The 22,264-nt window shown below is 39.7% G+C and carries 22 protein-coding genes; 9 read left to right on the plus strand and 13 right to left on the minus strand.

The features are described 5' to 3' along the window. Positions 1–23: 23 nt before the first annotated feature. From C7Y70_RS01205 to C7Y70_RS01215, 3 genes are all read right to left on the minus strand, one after another. Positions 24–2,144, minus strand: a complete 2,121-nt coding sequence (locus tag C7Y70_RS01205) for a YjbH domain-containing protein (RefSeq protein WP_135473087.1) — start codon at positions 2,142–2,144, stop codon at positions 24–26. 150 nt (positions 2,145–2,294) lie between these two features. Beyond that, positions 2,295–4,199: a hypothetical protein gene (locus C7Y70_RS01210; RefSeq protein WP_135473088.1), complete on the minus strand. Its 1,905-nt coding sequence runs from the start codon at positions 4,197–4,199 to the stop codon at positions 2,295–2,297. Positions 4,200–4,582: 383 nt separating this feature from the next. Next, entirely contained in the window at positions 4,583–5,239 is a 657-nt protein-coding gene (locus C7Y70_RS01215; RefSeq protein WP_135473089.1) for a cyclic nucleotide-binding domain-containing protein, read from the minus strand. Between the two features lie 276 nt (positions 5,240–5,515). Between C7Y70_RS01215 and C7Y70_RS01220 the strand changes: the two genes are divergently transcribed. Next, the gene (locus C7Y70_RS01220) at positions 5,516–5,746 is read left to right on the plus strand and encodes a YgjV family protein (RefSeq protein WP_099294956.1); all 231 of its coding nucleotides are present in this window, start codon (positions 5,516–5,518) and stop codon (positions 5,744–5,746) included. A 2-nt stretch (positions 5,747–5,748) separates the two neighbouring features. On the opposite strand, the gene C7Y70_RS01225 is transcribed toward C7Y70_RS01220, so the two are convergent. The 5 genes from C7Y70_RS01225 to C7Y70_RS01245 all read right to left on the minus strand — a co-directional run bounded on the left by C7Y70_RS01225 (position 5,749) and on the right by C7Y70_RS01245 (position 8,628). Beyond that, entirely contained in the window at positions 5,749–7,425 is a 1,677-nt protein-coding gene (locus C7Y70_RS01225; protein ID WP_135473090.1) for an amidohydrolase, read from the minus strand. A gap of 140 nt (positions 7,426–7,565) precedes the next feature. Next, entirely contained in the window at positions 7,566–7,802 is a 237-nt protein-coding gene (locus C7Y70_RS01230) for an EF-hand domain-containing protein (protein ID WP_135473091.1), read from the minus strand. A 3-nt stretch (positions 7,803–7,805) separates the two neighbouring features. After that, positions 7,806–8,042, minus strand: coding sequence for an EF-hand domain-containing protein (locus C7Y70_RS01235; RefSeq protein WP_135473092.1), 237 nt, complete (start codon positions 8,040–8,042; stop codon positions 7,806–7,808). 111 nt (positions 8,043–8,153) lie between these two features. Continuing rightward, positions 8,154–8,381 carry a hypothetical protein gene (locus C7Y70_RS01240; RefSeq protein WP_135473093.1) on the minus strand — a complete coding sequence of 76 codons (228 nt, stop codon included), beginning with the start codon at positions 8,379–8,381 and terminating at the stop codon, positions 8,154–8,156. Between the two features lie 19 nt (positions 8,382–8,400). Further along, positions 8,401–8,628, minus strand: coding sequence for an EF-hand domain-containing protein (locus C7Y70_RS01245; RefSeq protein WP_135473094.1), 228 nt, complete (start codon positions 8,626–8,628; stop codon positions 8,401–8,403). A 571-nt stretch (positions 8,629–9,199) separates the two neighbouring features. On the opposite strand from C7Y70_RS01245, the gene C7Y70_RS01250 reads away from it, so the two are divergent. From C7Y70_RS01250 to C7Y70_RS01265, 4 genes are read left to right on the plus strand one after another with little or no spacing between them, the layout of a single operon-like run. After that, positions 9,200–10,648: a HAMP domain-containing sensor histidine kinase gene (locus tag C7Y70_RS01250; RefSeq protein ID WP_135473095.1), complete on the plus strand. Its 1,449-nt coding sequence runs from the start codon at positions 9,200–9,202 to the stop codon at positions 10,646–10,648. A gap of 1 nt (position 10,649) precedes the next feature. Further along, complete coding sequence (locus C7Y70_RS01255) at positions 10,650–11,162, plus strand: hypothetical protein (protein ID WP_135473096.1); 513 nt, start codon at positions 10,650–10,652, stop codon at positions 11,160–11,162. A 3-nt stretch (positions 11,163–11,165) separates the two neighbouring features. Further along, positions 11,166–12,515, plus strand: a complete 1,350-nt coding sequence (locus C7Y70_RS01260; RefSeq protein ID WP_135473097.1) for a sigma 54-interacting transcriptional regulator — start codon at positions 11,166–11,168, stop codon at positions 12,513–12,515. Positions 12,516–12,523: 8 nt separating this feature from the next. Further along, complete coding sequence (locus C7Y70_RS01265; RefSeq protein ID WP_135473098.1) at positions 12,524–13,024, plus strand: DUF1543 domain-containing protein; 501 nt, start codon at positions 12,524–12,526, stop codon at positions 13,022–13,024. Between the two features lie 19 nt (positions 13,025–13,043). Here C7Y70_RS01265 and C7Y70_RS01270 read toward each other — a convergent pair whose 3' ends face one another. The 4 genes from C7Y70_RS01270 to pdsR form a co-directional block, all read right to left on the minus strand. Continuing rightward, positions 13,044–13,277 (minus strand): hypothetical protein, encoded by a 234-nt coding sequence (locus tag C7Y70_RS01270; RefSeq protein WP_099294947.1) that lies wholly within the window; start codon positions 13,275–13,277, stop codon positions 13,044–13,046. A 39-nt stretch (positions 13,278–13,316) separates the two neighbouring features. Continuing rightward, positions 13,317–13,481 (minus strand): hypothetical protein, encoded by a 165-nt coding sequence (locus tag C7Y70_RS20475; RefSeq protein WP_167850778.1) that lies wholly within the window; start codon positions 13,479–13,481, stop codon positions 13,317–13,319. Positions 13,482–13,744: 263 nt separating this feature from the next. Continuing rightward, complete coding sequence (pdsS, locus tag C7Y70_RS01275; protein WP_135473099.1) at positions 13,745–15,874, minus strand: proteobacterial dedicated sortase system histidine kinase; 2,130 nt, start codon at positions 15,872–15,874, stop codon at positions 13,745–13,747. Then, positions 15,874–16,563 (minus strand): proteobacterial dedicated sortase system response regulator, encoded by a 690-nt coding sequence (pdsR, locus tag C7Y70_RS01280; RefSeq protein WP_135473100.1) that lies wholly within the window; start codon positions 16,561–16,563, stop codon positions 15,874–15,876. Before pdsR ends, pdsS begins: the two co-directional genes overlap by 1 nt. Positions 16,564–16,790: 227 nt before the next feature. On the opposite strand from pdsR, the gene pdsO reads away from it, so the two are divergent. The 3 genes from pdsO to C7Y70_RS01295 are packed head-to-tail and all read left to right on the plus strand — an operon-like array spanning position 16,791 to position 20,149. Beyond that, the gene (gene pdsO, locus C7Y70_RS01285) at positions 16,791–17,519 is read left to right on the plus strand and encodes a sortase-associated OmpA-like protein PdsO (protein WP_135473101.1); all 729 of its coding nucleotides are present in this window, start codon (positions 16,791–16,793) and stop codon (positions 17,517–17,519) included. 54 nt (positions 17,520–17,573) lie between these two features. Then, entirely contained in the window at positions 17,574–19,574 is a 2,001-nt protein-coding gene (locus C7Y70_RS01290) for a marine proteobacterial sortase target protein (protein WP_135473102.1), read from the plus strand. Next, positions 19,571–20,149 (plus strand): class GN sortase, encoded by a 579-nt coding sequence (locus C7Y70_RS01295; RefSeq protein WP_099294942.1) that lies wholly within the window; start codon positions 19,571–19,573, stop codon positions 20,147–20,149. The genes C7Y70_RS01290 and C7Y70_RS01295 overlap by 4 nt, the downstream gene beginning before the upstream one ends. Here the strand turns inward: C7Y70_RS01295 and C7Y70_RS01300 are convergent. Beyond that, on the minus strand, positions 20,056–21,003 hold the full coding sequence (locus tag C7Y70_RS01300; RefSeq protein ID WP_099294941.1) for a DMT family transporter: 948 nt from the start codon (positions 21,001–21,003) through the stop codon (positions 20,056–20,058). The genes C7Y70_RS01295 and C7Y70_RS01300 overlap by 94 nt on opposite strands. A 125-nt stretch (positions 21,004–21,128) precedes the next feature. Between C7Y70_RS01300 and proB the strand changes: the two genes are divergently transcribed. After that, positions 21,129–22,232: a glutamate 5-kinase gene (gene proB / locus C7Y70_RS01305; RefSeq protein ID WP_135473103.1), complete on the plus strand. Its 1,104-nt coding sequence runs from the start codon at positions 21,129–21,131 to the stop codon at positions 22,230–22,232. Positions 22,233–22,264 lie beyond the last annotated feature (32 nt).

Here is a 22,264-nt window from a genome sequence, read left to right on the forward strand (position 1 = left end):
TTAACCAGAGTTCAGGTTAAATATTATCTATATATTTCAAATGCTTCTTTTAACCTTGCAAGGTGAGAATAAATATAGCTACTCGACATTCTATCTTGGTTGAAGAATGTTTTATCAAGATCAATAGACGATGTAGGTGTCACTGCGCTGGTTCTATTAATTAGGTTAACATCTTGGTTTATAACAGTGTTCACACTGTGACCCCAATTTTTTGCGCCTTTGACTTGCCAATTACCTGCGCTCATATCTTTTCGAGGCGATAGTGGGATACTAAAACCTATACCTACTTTTTGCACATCGGTATTTATGTACATTAATCTTAAATTCGCATCACCGAACCAAAATTTCGTTTCAAGTTTATAGCCTGTATCTTCATTCCAGAACTGCCCGCCGGTTATATGGAAGGAAACATCTTTGTCGGCCCATAAATAACGGTATGAAAGTAACGAATAATCACGTTTATCGGTGTTGTAATCTTTATATTCAAAATAGCCTATTTTAGCCTTTAATTTATGAGCACCTGCAGGGCTTTGCCACGCCGTTTCATTAGTTATACCCATATAGTCAAAGTAATCTTGGAATAGTCCAACCTGAGTTTGGTTATAGATATTAAACGGAAGTGAAAACGTCTGGTAAGCGACTGCACGTTTAATACCTGTTTCTTGGCGTGAGTTTGAGAAAATTTTGCGATCTTCAAAGTGACTTGTGTTTGCTACATTTACTTGGCCGGTTACATTTATACCAGCACCTTGCCAAATCGGAATATTTAAGTCAGCTTGAAGTGCTAATGAATAATCGAGTACGCCAAACTCTGTTGCATGCCTAGATGATAAAGAAGGTGAAAATGTAACCCTTGGAACAAAGTAAGGGCTTGTCTTTGTTGTATTTCCAGCCCATTTGATAGATTTCGTATCTTGACTAGTAAATTGAGTTTTAACGAGTAAATCAGGCGTTATATTTTCACTAATAAAGCGTCGGTAATTTTCTAGTTGCCCACTTACTTGTAATATAGGTATGTCTAATTTTGATAAACGAACAATAAAGTCGTTATTTCCTTCAGGGAAATTTTCAGTAATACGGCCTAACACAAGGCCCAAAGCATCAATTTCGTTTCTGTTAAAAACTGAATTTTCAAATTCAACTATTATTAAATCACTATCAGATAAACCCACACGCAGATTTTCAAAGCCATCATTGCTCAATGCCGATTTTAAGCCATGTATGCTTTGATTGTTAACTTGGTTAGATTGCTCTACTTTTTTAGGCTTAGATACAGTTTGCATTGAGTTTGAGTTTGCTAAAGTGCTCACCTCAAATTGTGGTTTTCTATCTTTTTTTGCTACAGAAGCTGTTTGTGTATTATCAGGTGTGGGGGCTGCTTTAGGTTCAGTGTAGCTGCTTTGTGCTTGATCGCTTAGCGGCATACTGATATTTATTCCCCAATAAGTGTCTTCATCAGCAAACTCAGTATTAGAGTAAAAGCGGCTGTTAATAGAAACTGTTGCAATGTCGTATAACCACTCTTTTGGAATAGTCACCTTCGCACCAAGGTTAAAAGCTTCGGAGTCATGCTCTGCAAGGATGGATAGCCAAGTGAAAGGTTGATATTCAACACCTGCAAAAGCGCCATCAAGTTGACCTATTAGCGCGTCAGAGCTTCCCATGCCAGCACTAAAGCGAAAATCCCAGAGTTCTTTAGATGCTACAGCATAATAGGCTTCATAATTATTAGCCGCACCGCCTATGTCTTTTGCACCTACAGCGATAGTAAACCAGTCTTTAGGAATAAAAGGGATTTGATACTTGGCATTAAATGAGAGGTCGCGAATTTGCCCCTTATTTTCGTAGCTATAAAGGTTATCATGCATGGACGAAGAGGTAATTCTACCGCTTACCTCAAGGCCGTCAAAAAGCCCCGCAGAAAATGTGAAATTATGGCCATCGGTGTATTTATTTCTTATTTCCAGCTGATTGCTGTAACCAATATCAATATCACCTTTATTCATTACGGCCGCTGTGGGAGTATGAAAAATTCCAGTAAAACTATTAAATGCTATGCCATGATTTAAATCATTAGCAGCAAAAGCAGAAGAGCTGGCACTAATTGCACAAAGTGTCGCGAGAGTTTTTTTATAATAAGTCACGTGATTAACCAAATTAGATTTAAATGAGGCTTTAAATTTTTAAAACCAAAAGTTACTCCTACCATAATATAAATGAAGCAATAACTTAATAGCAAGATAAACAAAAGCCGCGCAAATGCGCGGCTTTAGGAGGTAATGTTCTAGTACTAATTAAGAACCTGAACCTGAACCTGTAGCTTCAACTTCTTCAACTTCACATACAGTTGGGATATCAAAGGTAGCAGCAACAGAATCAGCAGTTACTGCAACTCGTGGTAACCACTGGCCAGTACTAACATCTTGGTATCTTGCTGAATAAGTACTACCTTCTTCTAGGTTAACTGTAAAAGTACCAGTAGAGTAGATTGTTTGTTGGAATTGAGTACCTTTAAACAATCTTACACTAGAAGGTGTAGGAACTGGAGCCGTTGCAACTTCAAAATCTTCAGTGTTGCTACACACAAGCTGAGTAGTAATCTGTTTACTTACAATTGTTGGTGGTGCAATTGTTAACTTAAGATCTTGACCGTTCAAATCACATAAATTGTCGACTTTTAGTCCTGATGCAGCACCATCAGAGCTTGTAGATAAACCATCAAGTACGTTTACACCGTTGCGAAGAACTTTAACGGTAATAGGAAAGCTTGGCGGACGAGCAATATTCGCTTCAGAATAATCACCAGTATAACTAGTGAGTAATCGGCGGTAGCCATTAGTTTCAAGTAAAATTCTAGTTTCCGCAACGTTAGCAACGTCGTTACTGTCTAAAATGTCGAACGACACACTGCTACATGAGCTGTTATTGAAGAAATCCAGATTCCAGTAAGATAAGTGATTTACATCTACAGCAACGTCAAACGTTGTATAAGTCCCATCTTTTGGATCAGCATCATTGAAAGTGATTTCGCCGTAGCTTTCAAATTCCCATTTACCAGCATCTTCATCGTAGCTCCAAACAGGAAATATATCACCGGCGGCTAATTTTCTAGATACTGGAGCATCAACTGTACAAATACCATTTTTAAAACCATTTGCTTCTGCGTATGTATTCACATCAGAACCAGCAGGTAAAGTTACAGGGCAAGGGTTAGACGTTTTCTTGTCAACTTCCATTGCAACAGTGATTGAATTGCCTTCACCAAATGTACTTACTTTGTTGCCTTCATCATCGACAAGTTCGATAGCAACAAAGCCACCTGAAGTAAATGAGCCTTCAGATTGTTCAGTGCTGTTTGGATCAGTAGCAACTGATAAAGCTAGGCCGCCAGGGAAAGCATCTAAAGATGAGGTTTCAGCTGCTGCTTCTTCTGCTTCGTTGTCATTTCTAGTAGCTTCATTCGCAAAGTAGGCCACAGTCATTTTAGGAGCAGAAGTTAACGCAGTACCGTCTTTATCTAAAAATTGAGTACCACTTTTGATTTTAACTGTAGTACTACCAACTGCTTTCGCAGCTTTATCTGCAGATATAGCTTGTTTAAGCTGGATTTCTGTTTTGTCACCACTAACAGAAAGGCCTGATGCCGGATCGTAAGCAACCGTAGTGCCTTCTTCCGCTAGCTCAGACAAATCTTTTGTTTCTGCAACAATAGCAACATCAGAATCAGCCAATGTACGAGGAGTTAATCGTATCTCTTGAGCAGCAACATTTTCTGAGCTAGTTAAAGTAATGCTACCAGAGTTGCTAAGGTAACCTTCAGCGGTAACAACATAGTCATAGCTAACACCATCAGCAGGGATTGAGCCAACTGTAAATGCAAAAGAACTACCAGAAGTAACCTTATCGGTATCTGCTAATGCATTACCAGAAATTGTCAATAAACCATCTTCCGCTGATGTAAATGAAACCGTTGCTTCAGCTTCAATTTCTGCACCAGTAACATCAACCAAGTTTAATGTTAATGAACCAGCTTGAACTTCAACTGCCGCTGGCGGCACAGCTACTACAACCGTTTCAGGTGGTGTTACTGGTGGTTTTTCGTATTTGTTGTCATCGTTGTCGCTGAAACAAGCCGTTAGACTTGCTGTTAGGCCAAGAGCTAGCGCTAGCTTGGTTAGCTTGAAATTATTATTTCCCATAATCGTTACCTTTCTTTCCTTTCTCTTTAAGTAAACAGACTTAATTGCAGTTAAACTAGTATCATTAGAGGTCCCTTAAAGAGGTACTTTTGCTATGATACAATAATTTTGTTAATGAAGGATAAGCGCACATTATATATACGTCAAGTGAACATTATATATACTTTCTTTAAATTTATAAGAAATTTGTAATCAGTGTTGCAAGAGTACACAAGATGAGTACAAATAATGTATTTTCAGCGCTTAACCTAAAGTTTAGATGCTAATGTAACAAGCATACCATGTAAAACTTATTAGTGTAATTTAGCATCTTTTATATTGCTAAATTATGTATGTTTTGTTTAATTTCACTAATAATAGCATTCGTTAAAAGGATAATATAGTTAGATTTGTGAAAAGCTATCCACGTAATCACTGAGCTTATCAAGGTTAACGGCCTTCAAACCATTGTTAGACCTTTCTACTAAGCCTTTTTCTACAAGCTCTGATACGACACGACGATAGGCTCTCTCGGTTGTTGCAAACCGCTCTGCTTCGGCGTTGACCGTTGGGTAAGCACGCAGTAACGTTGGGTTATTATTTTCTGCTCGTAATAAACAGTCTTTAGCAATGTTGTAACCAAGAGGGAGTAATAGCTTATCCAAGTTTATTTTTTGATTTTCTTGAAATTTTGCAGCAATAGTTTGTGCTGTATATAAGCTCAACTCGGGCTTGTCTAATAATAAGGCTCGCCAATGTTTCAATTCGATTAAGTTATAACTCACGTCACTAAAACAAGTTACAGTATAAATACACGGGTTATTGTTTAGAGCTTCAATTTCGCCAATAAGTGTATTATTACAATCAAGCTGCCCTAGCAACAGGCGTCTGCCGTTACCCACATCATAACTAAATGACACCGTGCCACTACGTACTAACACAAGCTTTGTTAAAGGCTGATCTTGGTGAATTAGTACTTCTTTTTTTGATTGCTGGTATCGACTACCAGCAAATGTGAGAAGTTGCTCAACTAGATAACTCGAAAAATGATATTGAAACATCAAATATGCTCTTCGGACAATTGTCCTATTTATTACATCTTAATGGCGATAGCATTAAAACTCTAAGAATTTACACTAACTTACTAGCTTGCTTAAGCGCCTCAGCACTTATACAAGTTTGACACCTTTATATCCCGTGTAACGATTATTTAAAAGTATGCATTTAGCTTACTTTAGGTTTTAAGTAAGTTAGTTTTTTATACAGTACTACATTGTGTCGCTATTGCACCTAAATCGCAATACCCATAGTGTTAATCTTAATAGTTAGGAAAACAAATGAGTTGGGAATATTTAGGTTATATAGCTTCTGCTTTACTTGTTGCTTCTTTAACGATGAGCGATGTAGTCAAACTGCGCTGGTTAAATTTTGCTGGGTGTATAGCATTTACACTCTATGGTGTTGCGATAAGTGCATGGCCAGTCGCAATAACAAATGGGTTACTGACCTTTGTTAACTTATATCACTTAATTAAACTTGAGCGTAAAAAGTCAAAAACTGCAGAATAATATTACTCTGCAGTATCTACTTTATTAAAATTTGTCTTTTGGTATTTTAGTTCACCTGCTATCCAAGTTTGTTCAACGTTAATGTTATAAATATCTTCTACTGGGATTTTGAAATAATCTTTATCAACTAAAATAAAGTCTGCCCACTTTCCTTGTTCTAAGCTGCCTAGTTTAAACTCTTGATGCGCAGCGTATGCTCCTCCAAGAGTAAAAGCTCGCAATGCGTCTTCTCGGTTTAACGCTTCATCTGCTCGCCAGCCATTTTTGGGAAGTAGTTGATGATCCATTCTTGTAATTGCTGAGAACAAACCATGAAAAGGGTTGGCCAGCTCTACAGGAAAATCGGAACCGGCGGCAACAACAGAGCCTTGATTTAAGAAAGTTTGCCAAGCATAAGCGCCAGTGAGTTGCTCTGGCGTTAAACGTTGCTCTGCCATATGCATATCTGAAGTCGCATGGACGGGCTGCATTGACGGAATAATTTTTAATGCTTTAAAACGAGGAATATCATTCGGGGCAACGATTTGAGCGTGCTCAATTCTGTTGCGAAGTAAAATCCCACCGGTTTGTTTAAATACGTTTTCATAAGCATTAAGCACCGTTTTGTTTGCTTGATCACCGATTGCATGTGTATTCGCGCTAAACCCGTTAGAAAAGCTCAAGGTAAATAATGCCTCTAATTTTTGCTGGGTTTCTAACATTAAACCTTTGTGATTTTTTCTGTCAGCATAATCCTCAATTAACGCGGCACCTCGGCTACCCAATGCGCCATCAGCGTAAATTTTAACGCTGCGAATAGATATATAATCATTAATATCCTTAAAACGACCAGCCTTGAGCATTGTTTCAAGTGATGGATCCGTCGCGCTAAGCATCGCAACAATCCGCAAGGGTAACGTTTCTTGTTCAGCGCGCTGTTTATAGGTTTGCCATGTTTGTTTATCGATACCTGCATCGTGAGTGGAAGTTATGCCGAGGCTTAATAGGTGGTTACCTGCTTTATCGAGCGCTTGATTGATATCAGCCTCAGAAGGTGAAGGAATAAAGTGGGTAATTAACCCCTCGGCTTTATCTATAAAAATACCACTGGGCGCGCCATTTGGGGTGCGAATAATTTCTCCACCAGTAGGGGCTTTAGTTGATGCGGTTATATTTGCCAAAGCCATTGCCTTACTATTAACCCAAATTGCATGACCGTCAACGCGAGAAAGTACGACTGGTATATCTTTTATAATTTTATCTAGGTCAGCAGCGGTTGGAAACTGCTTCGAAGGCCAAAGCTCTTGGTTCCAACCTCGGCCAATTATCCAGCCCGATTTGCCTTTCGCAAAATCAGCTAACTTGGCTTGAACACTTTTTACAGATTCACTGCCGCGTAAATCCAGTTGAGATAAGTTTTGACCTAAACCAATAACATGGCCATGGGCATCTATCAGCCCTGGTAAAAGTGTTCTTTGCTTTGCATCGAGTTTTTGAGCATCAGGAAAGCTGTTTTTTAGCTCATCAGAACCCACCTTAACCACTTTACCATCTTTTATCACAAGGGTTGAAAATTGTGTCAGCTCGCCTTTGTAGGTTGGGGTGTAACCATTTGCATTGTAAATAACCTTGGTATTAGCAACTGCTATTAAAGGAAGAAAGAGGGATAATGCGAGCAAGTTTTTCATTGTGAGAGTCATCTAATTGTTGTTTTTATAAACATTAACAGAGAATCTCTGTGCTGCAAAATATTTGTGTTACTTTTAAGATTCCTTATAAAAGCATATGCTTATGAATTAATTAGTAAAACACCATTACATATGCAAAACTTTAAATGTGCTCATTTATTGGCATATACGCTGAACTCTGCAAAAGATAAACGACTGTCTTTGTCGGTATCATAGCTATTAAAGCGCGACCAAAGCGCAGGATCTCTCGCTGTTTCTGCACGTGTTAATAGGCCATCTTCATTTTTGTCCAATGCTTTGAACGTATCTGCCTGTGTATTGGTCATAGCAAAACCACTGAAGCTAGTCAGTAATAGCAGGGGCAATACGATGATATTTTGTTTGTTCATATTTTAATACAAGCTATTCGTTAAATAGTGTTTAAATTCAAGTAAGGATATACGGTTGTCTCTGTCTTTATCCCAGCGCTGGTAATCATTAAGTAACTGCGGTTGAGGATCAAGTTCCGATTTTATTAAAAATCCATCTTTGTCCTTATCTAAGTGGTCAAAGCGCTGCTTTACATCGAGTGCCGATGCACCAAAGCTTACACTGATCATTAATCCACAAATAAGTGCTTTGTTTTTCATTATTTATTCCTTTAATGAATGTTAAAGATAAAGTATTTGCCATAATTTAAATCCCAACATTAAATCCATTTACACAATCCCTCCGGGATTATGGCAAATACTTTAATTTGCTTAACGCTTTAGTTGTTCAAATTCGCGCTCAGAAAGCATTTCGTCACCGTTTTCGTCAAGATCGCTAAATTGTTTAAACAGGTTATCGCTCTTTTTAGCTTCTAAACGTGATATTTCGCCATCTGAATTAATGTCAAATTGCGCAAATTTAACATTGAGTTGAGAGGCTAAAACGGACGCACTAATGGCCAAAAACATTAATGCAAATGCACTTATTAATTGTTTCATCTTGTTTCCTTAACATTGATTACTGAATAAATAATTTAAATTCGGCATATGAAATTTGACCACTGTGGTCTTTATCTATTTGCTCAAAATTTTTATAAAGCATGGCATCCTCATATGCCTCTCCTTCGCTTAGCATCCCATTACCATCCTTATCTAGCTCGGCGAAGATGGCCTTGCTGTCTAAAGCAGTTGCACTAAAGCTTAGTATTACACTTAGGCAAAATAGTGTGATAACACGAGTGCTCATAAACATCCTTTTTAATATACATGTTGTATTTAATTGATAGTGATAACAAGAATAGTGCCAATAATATTTTAACTTATAAGTCAAAGAGTTAAAATTTCATAAAGTTTAAGGTAAGAAAAAAATACTCAGTGGCGTGTCTTTTTTGCAACAAGGTAAGGGTGTAAATAAAAAACACCTTTTAAACTAATCGCTTAGCGTGTTGCCAGTTAGCTACAGCAGGACTTTAAAATGCATCTAAAAGTGTTTTATTCAGCGAGTGTCTAAGTTAGCTGCCTGATAATATACTCAGGCCACCTCGAGGTGCGAGCGTCGTTGGAATGAAAAGCGATTTAGGCAAGGCATTGATTGCAAATAATGGTTGTTCCCTTGTTAAAATCAATAACGCAGTATAAACCGCTTTTAATCCAACCAGCTGGCCGTTTCGCAGGCAGTTACTCTCATTGTTGTTACTTTTTTAAAGGGACTGCCATTGTTGCAAAGTAACGCCTTGATATTAAGCCCCTGTTAAACGCTGAACTCTGCACCATGAGGTGGTTTTGGCATACAAACGACTATTTAAAAAGGAAGGGTAATACAAGTGACAATAGGCAAAAAATACAAAACTGTGCTTAGGTGGCGACCGAGTCTTATCGGGCAGTTTTTGATTAGTATTTTATTGTCTTTATTGCCCTTGTCTTTGGTGGTTATTATTTTTTTAAATGCGTTAAATAAACAGCTTGCCACCACTCAAATTATTGTGGATAGCAACTACAAAGTAACCAAATCATTTAATAGCCTTAAGCAAGACCTGAATAGTTTAGAGCGAGCAACAAGGCAAAACTGGGTATTAAAAAGTGAATCACTTGATGGACTTATTAAAGATAAGTGGACCGCATCATTTGAGACAATTGATGAACTAATAGTATTAAGTAATGAACAAGGTAAGCAAAAATGGCAATCATTGTTAACCGTACTACATAATACAAAAAAACAGCTTATTGAGGAAAATGCACAAAATGCCAAGCTGTTTATTCCAATTAGTCAGCTTATTAATGAACAAACATTGTGGTTACGAGAGAAAAATGAACAAAAAATTGCTGAAAATCAACAGCAATTAAAGGCGTTACAGAGCTCCTTTATAAATTGGTTAGTCGCACTTCTGCCGTTAACTATGTTAGTAGGCGGGGGGTTTTTATGGCGTATTAGTGGCCGTTTAAAGGGATTAACTAACGTGATAGATAAACTAGGGCAAGGGCATTGGCAACAAACGATATCAGTGCAAGGATCTGCAGAGCTTGTTGAGTTAGGTAATAAATTACAATGGGTGCAGGCTCAATTACATACTTTGGAGCAGCAAAAGGACACTTTTTTGCGCCATGTAACGCATGAGCTGAAAACGCCTTTAGCCTCTATGGTTGAAGGCACTGATTTGCTGACTGATGAAATCGTAGGGCCTATAAACAAAGAGCAGCAGGCAGTACTGGCGTTAATCACTCAAAGTATGGAACGCTTACGTACTATGATAGAGAGCTTGCTTAGTTACAATGCAATTCGTACCAGTAAAGATAATTTAAATGAAGTTGAATTCAGACATATAATAAAAAAAATAAATAACCATTTTGAGCACCGGTTGCAAGCTCGCGAGCAAACTTTGTGTTGGCATTCTAATTTACCCGATAAGCCTCTTCCTTTGGCTGGTGAGCTAATTGAAATGTCCCTTATTCAGCTCATTTCTAATGCATTAAAATACTCAGCCAATGAAAGCTCTGTCAAAGTTGAACTCGCACTAGTTGAGAGTCAGTTAATCATAACAGTCAGTGATCATGGCATTGGGATTAAAGAGCATGAAAAATCCAAAATATTCAATGCTTTTTATCAAACAAAAGCAAGCCAAATAGAAAACTCCCAAGGCAGCGGCTTAGGATTAACAATCGTTAAAGAATCAATTGAACACCTTAAAGGTACAATTACTGTTGAGGAAAATAGTCCTCAAGGTTGCTGTTTCACTATTCAAATACCGATTCAACAAGGAGTGAATTAATATGACTTGTTATTTTAAGTCAGCTTTTATGGCCTGTTTTATCCTAATAGGATTGACAGGGTGTGAGTTAACGAGTGATACAAGCACAAAAAACTCCGATTCAATGAAAGCGGTCCACCCAAACCCAAAGCCTCGCCCCAAAACGGAACCGGCTTATCCATCGGCAAGTACAGTGATTGCTTGGCATGCCTCGTCTTGTGGCGGTTTTGTACTAGCTGCTGATAAGAAACAGTATGTGGGTAAGAGAGAAATTCAATCGTATTTTAACTTCAGTTGTAAAAATAATAGCTTAGCACCTGAAAAAGTGCTGACAATGCTTTTACAGCTCGATCAAGCATATTATTGGCCTGATGATATTAAACATTACTGGTGGCTACAAAAACAGCAAATCAAACAACAAATCAATGCTAAAAAACAGCAGCAGGCATTGAGTGATAAAATGCAAAAGACCTTATCGTCTTTAGCAACCATCGAGCAGCAACTGCTGTTACGCGAAGAAACCAAGGAGCAGTAATCTATGGCAACTCAATTAACCCAAAGTGCACGTGTTTTATTGGTAGATGATGATGCAAGTTTGCTTAAGTTACTTGCTATTCGCATTGAATCTAAGGGCTACCAAGTGACAACCTGCGAAAGTGGCATAGTCGCGTTACAATTACTAAAAAGCCACGTATTTGATGCAGTAATCACCGATTTACGTATGGATGAAATGGACGGTATGGCACTGCATCGCCAGTTACAAAGTCGTTATCCGGCCTTGCCAGTGATAATGATGACGGCTCATGGTTCGATCCCCGATGCTGTCGAAGCAACCAAACAGGGAATTTTTGCATTTATTACCAAGCCCGTGGATAAAGATGAGTTATTTGACAGCCTCGCTAAAGCAATTGAAATTCATGGGTTGAATGCTGATGAACAAGCTTCAAGCAGCGCTATTGTAACTCGTAGCGGCGCAATGTTGCATTTACTTGAACAAGTAAAGCTTTTAGGTCCAACCCAAGTAAACGTGCTTATTTCTGGGGCAAGTGGTACTGGTAAAGAGTTACTTGCTAATGCTATTCACCAACATAGCCATGTAAGTGATGGGCCATTTGTAGCCATTAACTGTGGTGCAGTGCCTGGGGAGCTGCTTGAGTCGGAGTTGTTTGGCCATAAAAAAGGCGCGTTTACAGGTGCTGTTAAAGATCACCAAGGGTTATTTCAACAAGCTCAAGGCGGCACGTTATTTTTAGATGAAATAGGTGATATGCCATTAAACTTACAAGTTAAGTTATTACGTGTATTACAAGAAAAAACCATCCGCCCAGTTGGTTTTCAAGAAGAGATACCAATTGATGTGCGTATTGTTTCTGCAACCCATAAAAACTTACCCGACGCCATTGCTAATCAACAGTTTAGAGAAGATTTATACTATCGCTTAAATGTTGTAAATTTAAAGCTCCCGGCGTTAAAAGAGCGTCGAGAGGATATTAGCTTACTAGCACAGCATTTTAGCTCAATGATTGCTAAACGAATGGGGCAAACACAAAAGCAATTTGCTACAGATGCTATGTACGCATTAGTTCGTTATGATTGGCCAGGTAATATTCGCCAATTGCAAAATGTGGTAGAGCAGGTTGTTGCATTGACGCCAAGTGAGGTAATATCGGTACAGTTAGTACTAAGTGCACTTAATAGTAATGAGAGTAATGTTGAGCCGTTATCTTTAAACGACGCGAAAAAAGAATTTGAACGTGATTACGTGATCAATACGTTAAAAATGGCGGGCGGAAATGTGGCAGAAGGGGCGAAGCTTGCAAAACGAAATCGCTCTGATTTTTATAAGCTAATAAAGAAACACAGCATTGACGTTGATAATATTTTGTAGGGGTAAAAATGCAGTTATTTATGGTGTACTTAGGTGGCAGAATACAGGGTTGTCATATAGAAATGCACGACATACGTTTTGTGGTAGGTGAAGCAATAGAGCAATGCTATACAAAACTTAAAAGCCAATGGGTTGGTGATAAAAACATTGTGCATATGGACAGCTTTATGGCAATCAAGCACATTGATGGTTATCAAGTTGAGGTTGTAAATCAGCCTGTTGCGCAGCCAGAAAAACTGTTTTTTGTAAATCTAGGCGCATACCGCGCTGATAGCCTAGCTGAACAACATGATTTTGCTTTGTATGTGGCAAACGACGCTGAGCAAGCGAAACAACGGGCTAAGGAGCATTTGTTAGCGGGTCTAAGTCATTTGCACAAAGATGACTTACATGATGTTGATGATTGCTTTGCCATTGATTTACTTGATAGCCAATTACATATAAAACTAACGCCAAGTGGTCAATCTCAAGGCATTAAACCAGACTGGTTTGGCTATCATATTTTATAAGTAAAATTTTAGTAAGCGACTAATCGTTGTCGCTTTGCTCTTGGCGTTCCTTATCTTCACTCTTACTTGCAATTTTAAAAGCAATAATAACAAAGCCAAACATGGCAAAAGGCAGTGCTGCGAGCAAGTATTCAGTGAGGTTACTGTCAGCGAAACTCGCTTGTAATAGAAAATGTCCTGCCACACACAGTAAGATCACGATAAGCAGAATGGGTAATAAAATAAGTTCTTTTTTGGCTGAATGACTTTTCATGGTTAAACATGGCTTTTACAAGATGCGACATTGTAAAGATCAAACCGCTTTTAGGTCAAACATGTTATTTTTAAAAGTAACAACAGATTGCGCTGCATCATGTTTTTCCGTGATAGGCTCGTTTTTATCCTGCCTTGCATTATCACTATAAGAGTCTTGGTATAAGTCAAAAATAAAATCAATTTCTTCTTGTTTTAATATCATATATCTCCCCCTTTTTATCCAAACTAGCCCTCGGGCGTTTCACATAGACTTACTCTCATCGTTATTCCTTTTTAAAGGGACTGCTATTTTTGTAAACAGCACCTTGATATTAAGTCCCTGTGAAACGCAGAATGCTGCATCTTAGGTGGCTTGTGTCTATGTGGTTAATCAAACTTAATCTTACTGTACCTGAAATAGTCTGAATTATGAGTGAATCGAATCGACCTTAAGTAACTAATAAGAATGATGATCTAAAGATTAGCTTACATCGATATAGGGAGTCTTATGGTAAATATAACGCCGTCTTGCTGTGGTGTATTTTCTGCAATAACACTACCGTCGTGGTAATCACAGACTAAACGCACAATGTACAAACCTAACCCTAAATGTGGTTGTTGCTGAAGTTGCTGGCTGCGGATTGATACCATCGAATCAAAAATATGTTCTGAGATCCCTTCAGGTAATAAAGGCCCCTTATTTGTGACGGTGAGCACAGCCTCATTATCGTGCTTAGCTAAACTGACACAGATGCAGCTGTCTATTAAGCTAAACTCTAGCGCATTGTTAATAAGCTTATCGAGTAGCTGCGCGATGAATTCAGGCGCACCCATCATAGGAATTGGGCTGTCACAAATTGTTAGCTTAAATGTGTGGTGCGGGTAAGTCAGCTGGTAACCTTGCATACATCCATTGATGATTTTTTGTAGTTCAAATGGCTCAGGCTCGTTGCTTTGTATACTTTGTTCAAGCCGAGTCGCTTCACTCATGGTTGTAATTATTTTGCCTAAGCGCTCAACCCCTTCACTGGCCCGATCTAAGTATTTTTGACTGAGCTCTGATTGTGGCTGCATTTGAAGATTTTCCAAAGAGCTACGCACTACAGCAACAGGGGTTCTTAACTCATGAGATAGTCGTGATGACATGGTTTCTAAATAGTTAGTGTAGCCGCCAAGGCGACTGACAATATTTGCAAAACTACGCGATAGGTCGCCAATTTCATCATTTGAATCTGAATAGTTAATTGTTCCAGTAACTCGCCCTTGCGCATCGATTGCTTGCTCAGCGGTATCACGTAAACGCCTGACTCGGTTTGATATACGTGAAGCGAAAAAGAACAAAGTAACAGTGCCAATTAGCATTACCGCTAAAATGACATTAAATAGCTTCTCAAGTGATTTATTTCTCAGGGTGCGAACACCATTCGTTGTTTCTTCAGCGATAACAGCACCAATAACTTTATCATTGATCCAAATAGGGTAAGCAGCCGATAATATCACTGCTTTGTTATCCGGTGTCAGTCGCCATGATGACGCTGGTGTGCCATTGAGTGCCTTGCCAATATGGCTGCCTTGCATAGATGCTACATCGTGCAATGTGTCTAAAAATTCGTCTTCTGGACGAGTAAGTACTTTATAATAAAGCGGGTGTAAGTAATTTTTTTCAAAGCGTTGCCACCATGTTTTGGCGGGTTTATCGGCAAGGCCATCAGCCCAGACGCCATCCGCATGGTGAATTGAGCCTGATTGTGCTAATACGCGGTGATGATTATCAACCACCCAAATACGGCTGCCGCTGTGGCCCATGCCTTTTAAAATGCGGTTAATTTCAGGGGAGGGGACAAGCACTGAGCCAATATCATTAGGGTTAAGTATGTTCGACGTTGACATTAACTGTGGTTCTACTTTTTCTGCATCCCAATCTTCGATAGCAAAGCCAAGCTTATTACCCAGCATACTTAACGGAAATCGTAGTTCGATATTATAGCCTACGGCTGTACTGGTAAAATAACCCTGAATTTTAGTAAAAGGTTTATTGGTTTGGGCATCAAATGCATTGACCCAGCCATCTTGGCGAGCCGCGACATTATAATGTTTAAACTCACCCTCTGGTGTTTTTAACATGATTTGAAGGTGATCATTGCGGGTAAGGCTCAAACTATTTTTGGCACGGTAAACGAGTGATTCATCGGTTACATTAAAAACCGCATATAAAAATTCGCCGTATTTTCCCACCATGTGATCAAAAGACAGATCAGTGCTTTGATGATCGGTCTTATTACCTTGTAAATAACGCTCATCATAATGCCAAATTAAATTTTGATAAGGCTGCCAATCAGATAATTTGCCATCCAGTTGAATTGGGTTACTGAGGTTATAGGCATAAAGGTCTCGGCCTTTAACTACTTGATCTAAAAAGTTACTTTGTGAATCAAATAAAGCAGGGCGTTCATGCAACGCAGTGGCGAGTGCGCGCGTTGTGCCAACGAGTGTTTTTTCTTGGCCTTGACGTAAAAACTTCTCCATTTCCCATACGTATTCGTACCCTAGCCAGGGTAATAAAAGTAAAAAGCATGACAAGAAGATAAATTTACTGCGAAGGCCAAAACGAAGCATTAAAGTTGCTCCCAGCGATAGCCCATACCGTAAACAGTGTCTATACAGTCAAATTCAGCATCTAGGACAATAAACTTTTTGCGAATACGTTTTACATGCGAGGTAATTGTTGAGTCATCAACATATATTTTGGCGTCACTCATTAACTCATTGCGGCTTTTAACATGCCCAGGGCGCTGTGCCAAAGAATGCAGCATCCAAAATTCGGTCACCGTTAAATCAACTAACTGTTGCTGCCAAAATACTTGCATTCGTTTGGTATCCAATGTGAGTTGGCCACGATTAATTAATGCGGCTTCATCAGCAGGTTGCTCTAATGCTTTCATGCGTCTAAATAAAGCGCCAATCCGCGCGGCTAAGTGCGCCATACTAATGTCTTTTGTAAGGTAATCATCAGCCCCCATACGAAGGCCACACACGGTATCAATTTCGCTATCGCGAGCGGTTAAAAAAATAATCGGTAAGGTTTTTGAAAGTGAGCGTAAGGTTTGGCAAAGCAAAAAACCGCCGTCTATTTCATGGCCTAGCCCAATATCAACAATGGCTAAGTCAGGTAGTGCGTCTTGAAAAGCATGCTCAGCTGTTGCTCTATCGCAGAAACCATTGACTTGATATCCCTGTGCACTGAGCATTTCCATGTAGTTTTCGCGGATTGCCGTTTCATCTTCAATAATGGCTATTTTTTTCATCTTTATACCTTCTTACTTATCTAGTTGCACTATACCTAATTTTTTACCTTGGGTACTGGCAAAAAAGCAATTGCCTTTTTTTTGCCACAATTGCTCAGCAGTTTGCCTTTATTCATCCCTTTTGTTGCCACTTGCCAGTGTTTTAATAACACCATCCCAATTACAGCAGACGGCAACCAACGCCTGCTGAACAAATGAATAAACAGTTAAGTACAAAGGAATAAATCATGAAAAAACTTATTATCACATGCACCATCGCTACTTTATTCGCGGCGCCTAACTTTGCCCATGCAAGCAATGAAGAGAAAAAAGAAACGCACAAAGAAACAGTTATTGGCCTCAGCACAGGGGCTATTTTAGGCGGTATCGTCGGCGGCCCCGTCGGTGCATTTGTAGGAGCTTTTGCTGGTGGTCTAATTGGCGATAAGGAAGTTGCTGAAGATAAAATTGCTGAGCAAAAACGTGCTCTGATTGTTATGCAAGATAAAACAGACGACTACCAACATGTATTAGCTCATAACGCTAAGCTCACCGAACAGTTAGATGTTTTAGAGCAGCACAATGAGCGTCTTACACTCTCACAAATGAAAAACTTGATGGCAATGACAGTGCAGTTTAAAACGGGGTCAAGCGAGATTGCTCCCCACTTTGCTAAGCAACTTGATCAGCTTGTTATTTTGTTAAAAAGTCAACCAAAGCTATTACTTGATTTAAATGGATTTGCTGACCAACGAGGTGATGAAGAGGCTAACTTACGGCTATCAAAGAAGCGAGTTTCGGCGGTGCAAAGTTACTTAATTAAGCATGGCGTTAGCCATACTCGGTTGACGGCTAACGCATTTGGTGAGCAACACACACTTGCTAATAGTGACACTTATGAAGAGAACGTATTTGATCGTCGAGTAACGTTGACTACTCGTCCGAGTAACGTCTCACAAACAGCCAGTAATGACTAATCCGTTTTGGGTGCGCTAAAGAGCACCCACATAATTATTTTAGGCGTGAATTTTATGTTGAGTAGACCAAGCAAAGTGCTTACCCAGTCTTACGTAAAGGTGTGGGTAAGCCTTTTTATATTCGTTTGTAGTTTTACACCATGCTTAGTGACGGCAAGTGCTGTTGAGCTGCAAATGTATGACAGTCAAGGCGCAGCCGTTGCACCGGGTGTTATTTTGCAAAGTGATGCAAAAATGAAGGTAACGGGTCTGATAAATCACGTTATCGTGACTCAGCATTACCGTAACGAAAACCCGTTTTCAGTGAATGCGCGTTATGTATTTCCACTGCCTGATGAAAGTGCTGTACATGCAATGACTATGCGCATTGGCGAACGTGTCATTAAAGGCCAAATAGATAAGACAGAGCAAGCAGAGCAGCGTTTTCAACAAGCTAAAAAAGCAGGTAAACAAGCAGCCATCGTCAGGCAGCAACGGGCAAATATATTCACTACAAATGTAGCCAATATAAACCCTGGTGAAACCGTTATTATCGAGCTTGAGTATCAAGAAGTGATTGATTATCGCAGTGGTACTTTTGCGCTTAGATTTCCGACGACGATAACACCGCGTTATCATCCACTTAATGGCGAGTTATCAGCTGCAAACGCTCAAGATAATAAAGCGATTAACACGCCTTTAGTTGCTAATGGTTGGATCAGCCCTGTTTATCAAACTTCGGCTGGCGCGGCTTCTGATAGTGGAACGTTTAGTTTAACTATTAATATCGATGTTGGATTGGAATTGGTTGATATTGAATCTAAATATCACCAAATTGCAGTAACCAATCCTCAGTTTGGCCATTATCAAATTGCACTTGATGAAGGCAACGCTGTTAACCGCGACTTTTTATTGGAGTTTAAGCCATTACAAAAAGAACACGCCCAAGCTGCGTATTTTACTGAGCGGTTAAAAAATGGTGAACGTTACGGTTTATTAATGCTAATGCCACCAGATGATCACTTTACTCAAACGCAAAGACTGCCGCGTGAAATGGTTTTTGTAATTGATACCTCGGGCTCAATGCATGGTCAATCCATGGAGCAGGCAAAAAGTGCGTTGTACTATGCATTATCTTTACTTGATGCAAACGACAGCTTTAATATTATTGGGTTTGACGACCAAGTAGCCACTATGAGCGAGCATCCGGTTGCAGCTAATGATTTTAATCTGCGCCGAGCCGAGCGTTTTGTTTACAACCTACAAGCGGGTGGCGGCACTAATATTGAAGATGCGTTAGATGCGGTGCTTGATAACAGCGAGCAAGAGGGGTTTGTGCGCCAAGTGGTATTTTTAACGGATGGCAGTGTTAGTAATGAAGCTGAACTATTTACACATATTCGCATGCAATTAGGTGATACGCGTTTATTTACGGTAGGAATAGGCAGTGCACCAAATAGTTACTTTATGCGACGCGCTGCTGATGTGGGTCGGGGAACATTTACTTTTATAGGTAGTACGAAAGATGTACAACCGAAAATGCAGCAATTATTCAATAAATTGGCTCATCCTGCCATTACTCAATTAACCTTGCAAAGTAATGATAAGCAGCTCGAGTATTGGCCATCACCGTTACCTGATTTATATTTTTCAGAGCCTGTTATGGTGGCCATTAAATTAACAAACAATGATGGAGTAAGTCTTCTCGGTCAAACAGCGCAAGGGCCACTTAATTTAAAACTTAATGCACAGCAAGGCCAAAATGCAATGGGCATAAGCCGATTATGGGCACGGCAAAAAATTAAGTCGTTATTACTTTATAACGATAAACAACTAGTAAAAGAGCAAGTTCAAAACCTAGCATTAGAGCATCAATTACTAAGCCCATTTACTGCATTTGTCGCGATTGAGCAAACAGCAATAAACACGCCAGCTGAACACGATGTACAAGTGGCAAATCAACCCGTGCAAGGACTCACCATGCGATTGCCGCAAACTGATGGGCAAAGTAGGTTACACATGTTTTTGGGTTGCATTTTAATCACTGGGTGCGTTTTTTTAAGAGTCAAAAAATGAAATTCTGGTTTAGTGTTTTCGCCCTTGTGTTGGGGGTGGGTTTATTTTCACATGGCAGTTATATACAAGCAAAGGCATGGCTTGCTCAGCACTTAATTGAGCAAGCATGGCAAAAAGCGTTACTTACTCCTAATGAGCAAGTAAAACCTTGGTTCTACGCGGATAGCTATGTAACAGCGCAGCTTAACTGGCCAAGCCAAGGGAAAACGTTATCGATATTGGCAGGGGCTAGTGGCCGTAATTTAGCGTTTGCGCCAAGCCATTATTTACCAAGCGGTGAGCTTGGTTCTGAACACGGCGCTTTAATTGCGGGGCACAACGACACCCACTTTGCCTTTCTACAAAACGTTAAAGTAGGCGAGCAGTTTAGCTTACAAACACAAAGTGGTGCTGTGGTGTATTATCAAGTGCGCGAGATTGACGTCGTTCATCAATCCCAAAGTGATTTTTTAGCGCACAGTGGTTTGTATTTACTAACTTGCTATCCTTTTGACTCAGTCGTGGAAGGGACCGAATTTAGGTTGTTAGTCTCTGCTGATAAGGTGTCGTCAACAACATCAACGACTAATTCTTGATGGCGTTGACTGATCATGACACCTACAAACACCACGGTAATACTAAGCCATTGGCCTAAAGTGAGTATTTCACCCAGCATAATGGCAGATAAAATTAAGGTGAATATTGGAATTAAATTAGAGTATGCAGCGGCAGTAAGCACCGAGACCTTGCTAATCGCATAGTTATACAAACCATAGCCACCCAAAGTAACGCAAGAGCCCAAGTATAAAATACTCATTAACGCAGTTAAATCATGTTGGTTTTCACTTGGTAAATCGATGAACAGTAAAAATGGAGCAAAAAACAAACTGCCACTAAAACCTTGTAAAGCAATGAGTGTTAAAGGGGAATAGCGCGCGGCTAAGTGCTTTACTGCCACGGTATAAAAAGCCGCACACACCATTGCCATGAGCTCTAAAAAGTTTCCTAACAGCGGGTTAGGGGCTTGATCTGAAGTAGGAGAGAGCAGCGTCAGTAAAATACTGCCGCCAATACAAAAGGTAAAGCCAATAACTATGGCCTTACTGATGTACTCTTTAAGCATAAAAAACGCGAGAAAGGCAACAATGATAGGTAAACAAGAGACGATCACACCCGCTTGTGAGGCTGAGGTGTATTCCATAGCGTGCCCTTCAAATAGGAAGTATAAGCACGGCTCCGCTAGTGACATCCCCACTAGATACTTCCAATCCCCCTTACGGTAGTCAAAACGAATAACGTAGCGCCATAAACATGCAGCAATGACTAGTGTTGTTAGCATACGTAAAAAAATCACCAGCGCGGGGTCATAAATAGCAATCGCATACTTGAGTGCAATAAATGAGCTACCCCATAAAAAGGTGGCAATAATTAAACATAAACTGGCAGGCATAATGAGCTCTTACTTAAAATTCAGATGAATAAATTAAAATGCGATCCTAGCATGAAAATTTTTAACTTGTTCAAAAAGCGATAACTGGTATAAATAAATTATTCATATTTTGTGTAGTAAGTAGCATGCATAGGGCACAGGTAATAGTCGTTAAGCTGGGAACAAGTGTACTTACCGGCGGCACCGATAAACTCGACAAAGCACACATGGTTGAACTTGTTCGCCAGTGTAGCGAATTGAAAAAGCAGGGCCATCAAGTTGTTATGGTATCAAGTGGGGCTGTTGCTGCCGGCCGAGAGCAATTAATTAAACCCTGTGGTCGCTCTATTATTGATAAACAAATGCTCGCAGCCATTGGTCAGGGTCAGCTTATTCATATTTGGCAAAGCCTGTTTGCGTTATATGGCATTAATGTTGGTCAAATGCTATTAACCCGTGCTGATCTAGACGACAGAGAGCGTTACCTCAATGCTCGAGACACATTAACGGCTTTACTTAGTTATGATGTTGTGCCGATTATTAACGAAAATGATGCCGTTGCGACCAGTGAAATAAAGGTCGGTGATAATGATAACTTATCAGCACTCGTCGCTATTCTAGCCAATGCTGACAAGTTACTATTATTGACAGATCAAGAAGGGTTATTCACCAGCGATCCTCGTACTGATGCTAATGCACAATTGATTGAACAAGTGAGTCATATTGATGATGAGCTACGTCAGCTTGCTGGTGGTAGTGGGACAAATTTAGGTACGGGCGGTATGGCAACAAAGCTGGAGGCGGCAGACATTGCACGCCGAGCGGGTATTGAAGTCATCATTGCCAAAGGCTCAGGTCAAAATGTCATTGTGAATTGTGTGAGTGAGCAATTAACTGGTACCCGCTTTTTAAAACTGAGTGCGCCCAAGGATGGTCGTAAAAAATGGCTGCTCGCAGGGCCAAAAAGTAGTGGTCAAATTGTTATAGATGAGGGTGCAACAAACGCTATTAAGCAACATGGCGCGAGTTTATTAGCCAAAGGTGTACGTGCAGCAAAAGGACTATTTAACAGGGGAGACTTGGTTGATATAGTGGATTTAAATAATCAGTTTGTAGCGCGTGGAATTATTCGATTTAACCACCAAGAAGTTGAGCAAATTAAAGGCTGCCACTCCAAAGAAATCATCACTGTATTAGGCTTTGATTGTGGCTCAGCAGTTATCCATCGTGATGATTTAGTCTTACTCTAAAATTTAGTCAAATAATTTAGTGATTAAAGGGT

This window comes from Pseudoalteromonas sp. KS88, assembly GCF_004766475.1.
GTDB lineage: Bacteria > Pseudomonadota > Gammaproteobacteria > Enterobacterales > Alteromonadaceae > Pseudoalteromonas.

Excerpts from the sequence above, each read along its gene's own strand:
- C7Y70_RS01210 (WP_135473088.1), bottom strand. The coding sequence starts at position 4,199 with ATGGGAAATAATAATTTCAAGCTAACCAAGCTAGCGCTAGCTCTTGGC.
- C7Y70_RS01215 (WP_135473089.1), bottom strand. The coding sequence starts at position 5,239 with ATGTTTCAATATCATTTTTCGAGTTATCTAGTTGAGCAACTTCTCACA.
- C7Y70_RS01220 (WP_099294956.1), top strand. The coding sequence starts at position 5,516 with ATGAGTTGGGAATATTTAGGTTATATAGCTTCTGCTTTACTTGTTGCT.
- C7Y70_RS01225 (WP_135473090.1), bottom strand. The coding sequence starts at position 7,425 with ATGACTCTCACAATGAAAAACTTGCTCGCATTATCCCTCTTTCTTCCT.
- C7Y70_RS01230 (WP_135473091.1), bottom strand. The coding sequence starts at position 7,802 with ATGAACAAACAAAATATCATCGTATTGCCCCTGCTATTACTGACTAGC.
- C7Y70_RS01235 (WP_135473092.1), bottom strand. The coding sequence starts at position 8,042 with ATGAAAAACAAAGCACTTATTTGTGGATTAATGATCAGTGTAAGCTTT.
- C7Y70_RS01240 (WP_135473093.1), bottom strand. The coding sequence starts at position 8,381 with ATGAAACAATTAATAAGTGCATTTGCATTAATGTTTTTGGCCATTAGT.
- C7Y70_RS01245 (WP_135473094.1), bottom strand. The coding sequence starts at position 8,628 with ATGAGCACTCGTGTTATCACACTATTTTGCCTAAGTGTAATACTAAGC.
- C7Y70_RS01255 (WP_135473096.1), top strand. The coding sequence starts at position 10,650 with ATGACTTGTTATTTTAAGTCAGCTTTTATGGCCTGTTTTATCCTAATA.
- C7Y70_RS01260 (WP_135473097.1), top strand. The coding sequence starts at position 11,166 with ATGGCAACTCAATTAACCCAAAGTGCACGTGTTTTATTGGTAGATGAT.
- C7Y70_RS01265 (WP_135473098.1), top strand. The coding sequence starts at position 12,524 with ATGCAGTTATTTATGGTGTACTTAGGTGGCAGAATACAGGGTTGTCAT.
- C7Y70_RS01270 (WP_099294947.1), bottom strand. The coding sequence starts at position 13,277 with ATGAAAAGTCATTCAGCCAAAAAAGAACTTATTTTATTACCCATTCTG.
- C7Y70_RS20475 (WP_167850778.1), bottom strand. The coding sequence starts at position 13,481 with ATGATATTAAAACAAGAAGAAATTGATTTTATTTTTGACTTATACCAA.
- pdsS (WP_135473099.1), bottom strand. The coding sequence starts at position 15,874 with ATGCTTCGTTTTGGCCTTCGCAGTAAATTTATCTTCTTGTCATGCTTT.
- pdsR (WP_135473100.1), bottom strand. The coding sequence starts at position 16,563 with ATGAAAAAAATAGCCATTATTGAAGATGAAACGGCAATCCGCGAAAAC.
- pdsO (WP_135473101.1), top strand. The coding sequence starts at position 16,791 with ATGAAAAAACTTATTATCACATGCACCATCGCTACTTTATTCGCGGCG.
- C7Y70_RS01290 (WP_135473102.1), top strand. The coding sequence starts at position 17,574 with ATGTTGAGTAGACCAAGCAAAGTGCTTACCCAGTCTTACGTAAAGGTG.
- C7Y70_RS01295 (WP_099294942.1), top strand. The coding sequence starts at position 19,571 with ATGAAATTCTGGTTTAGTGTTTTCGCCCTTGTGTTGGGGGTGGGTTTA.
- C7Y70_RS01300 (WP_099294941.1), bottom strand. The coding sequence starts at position 21,003 with ATGCCTGCCAGTTTATGTTTAATTATTGCCACCTTTTTATGGGGTAGC.
- proB (WP_135473103.1), top strand. The coding sequence starts at position 21,129 with ATGCATAGGGCACAGGTAATAGTCGTTAAGCTGGGAACAAGTGTACTT.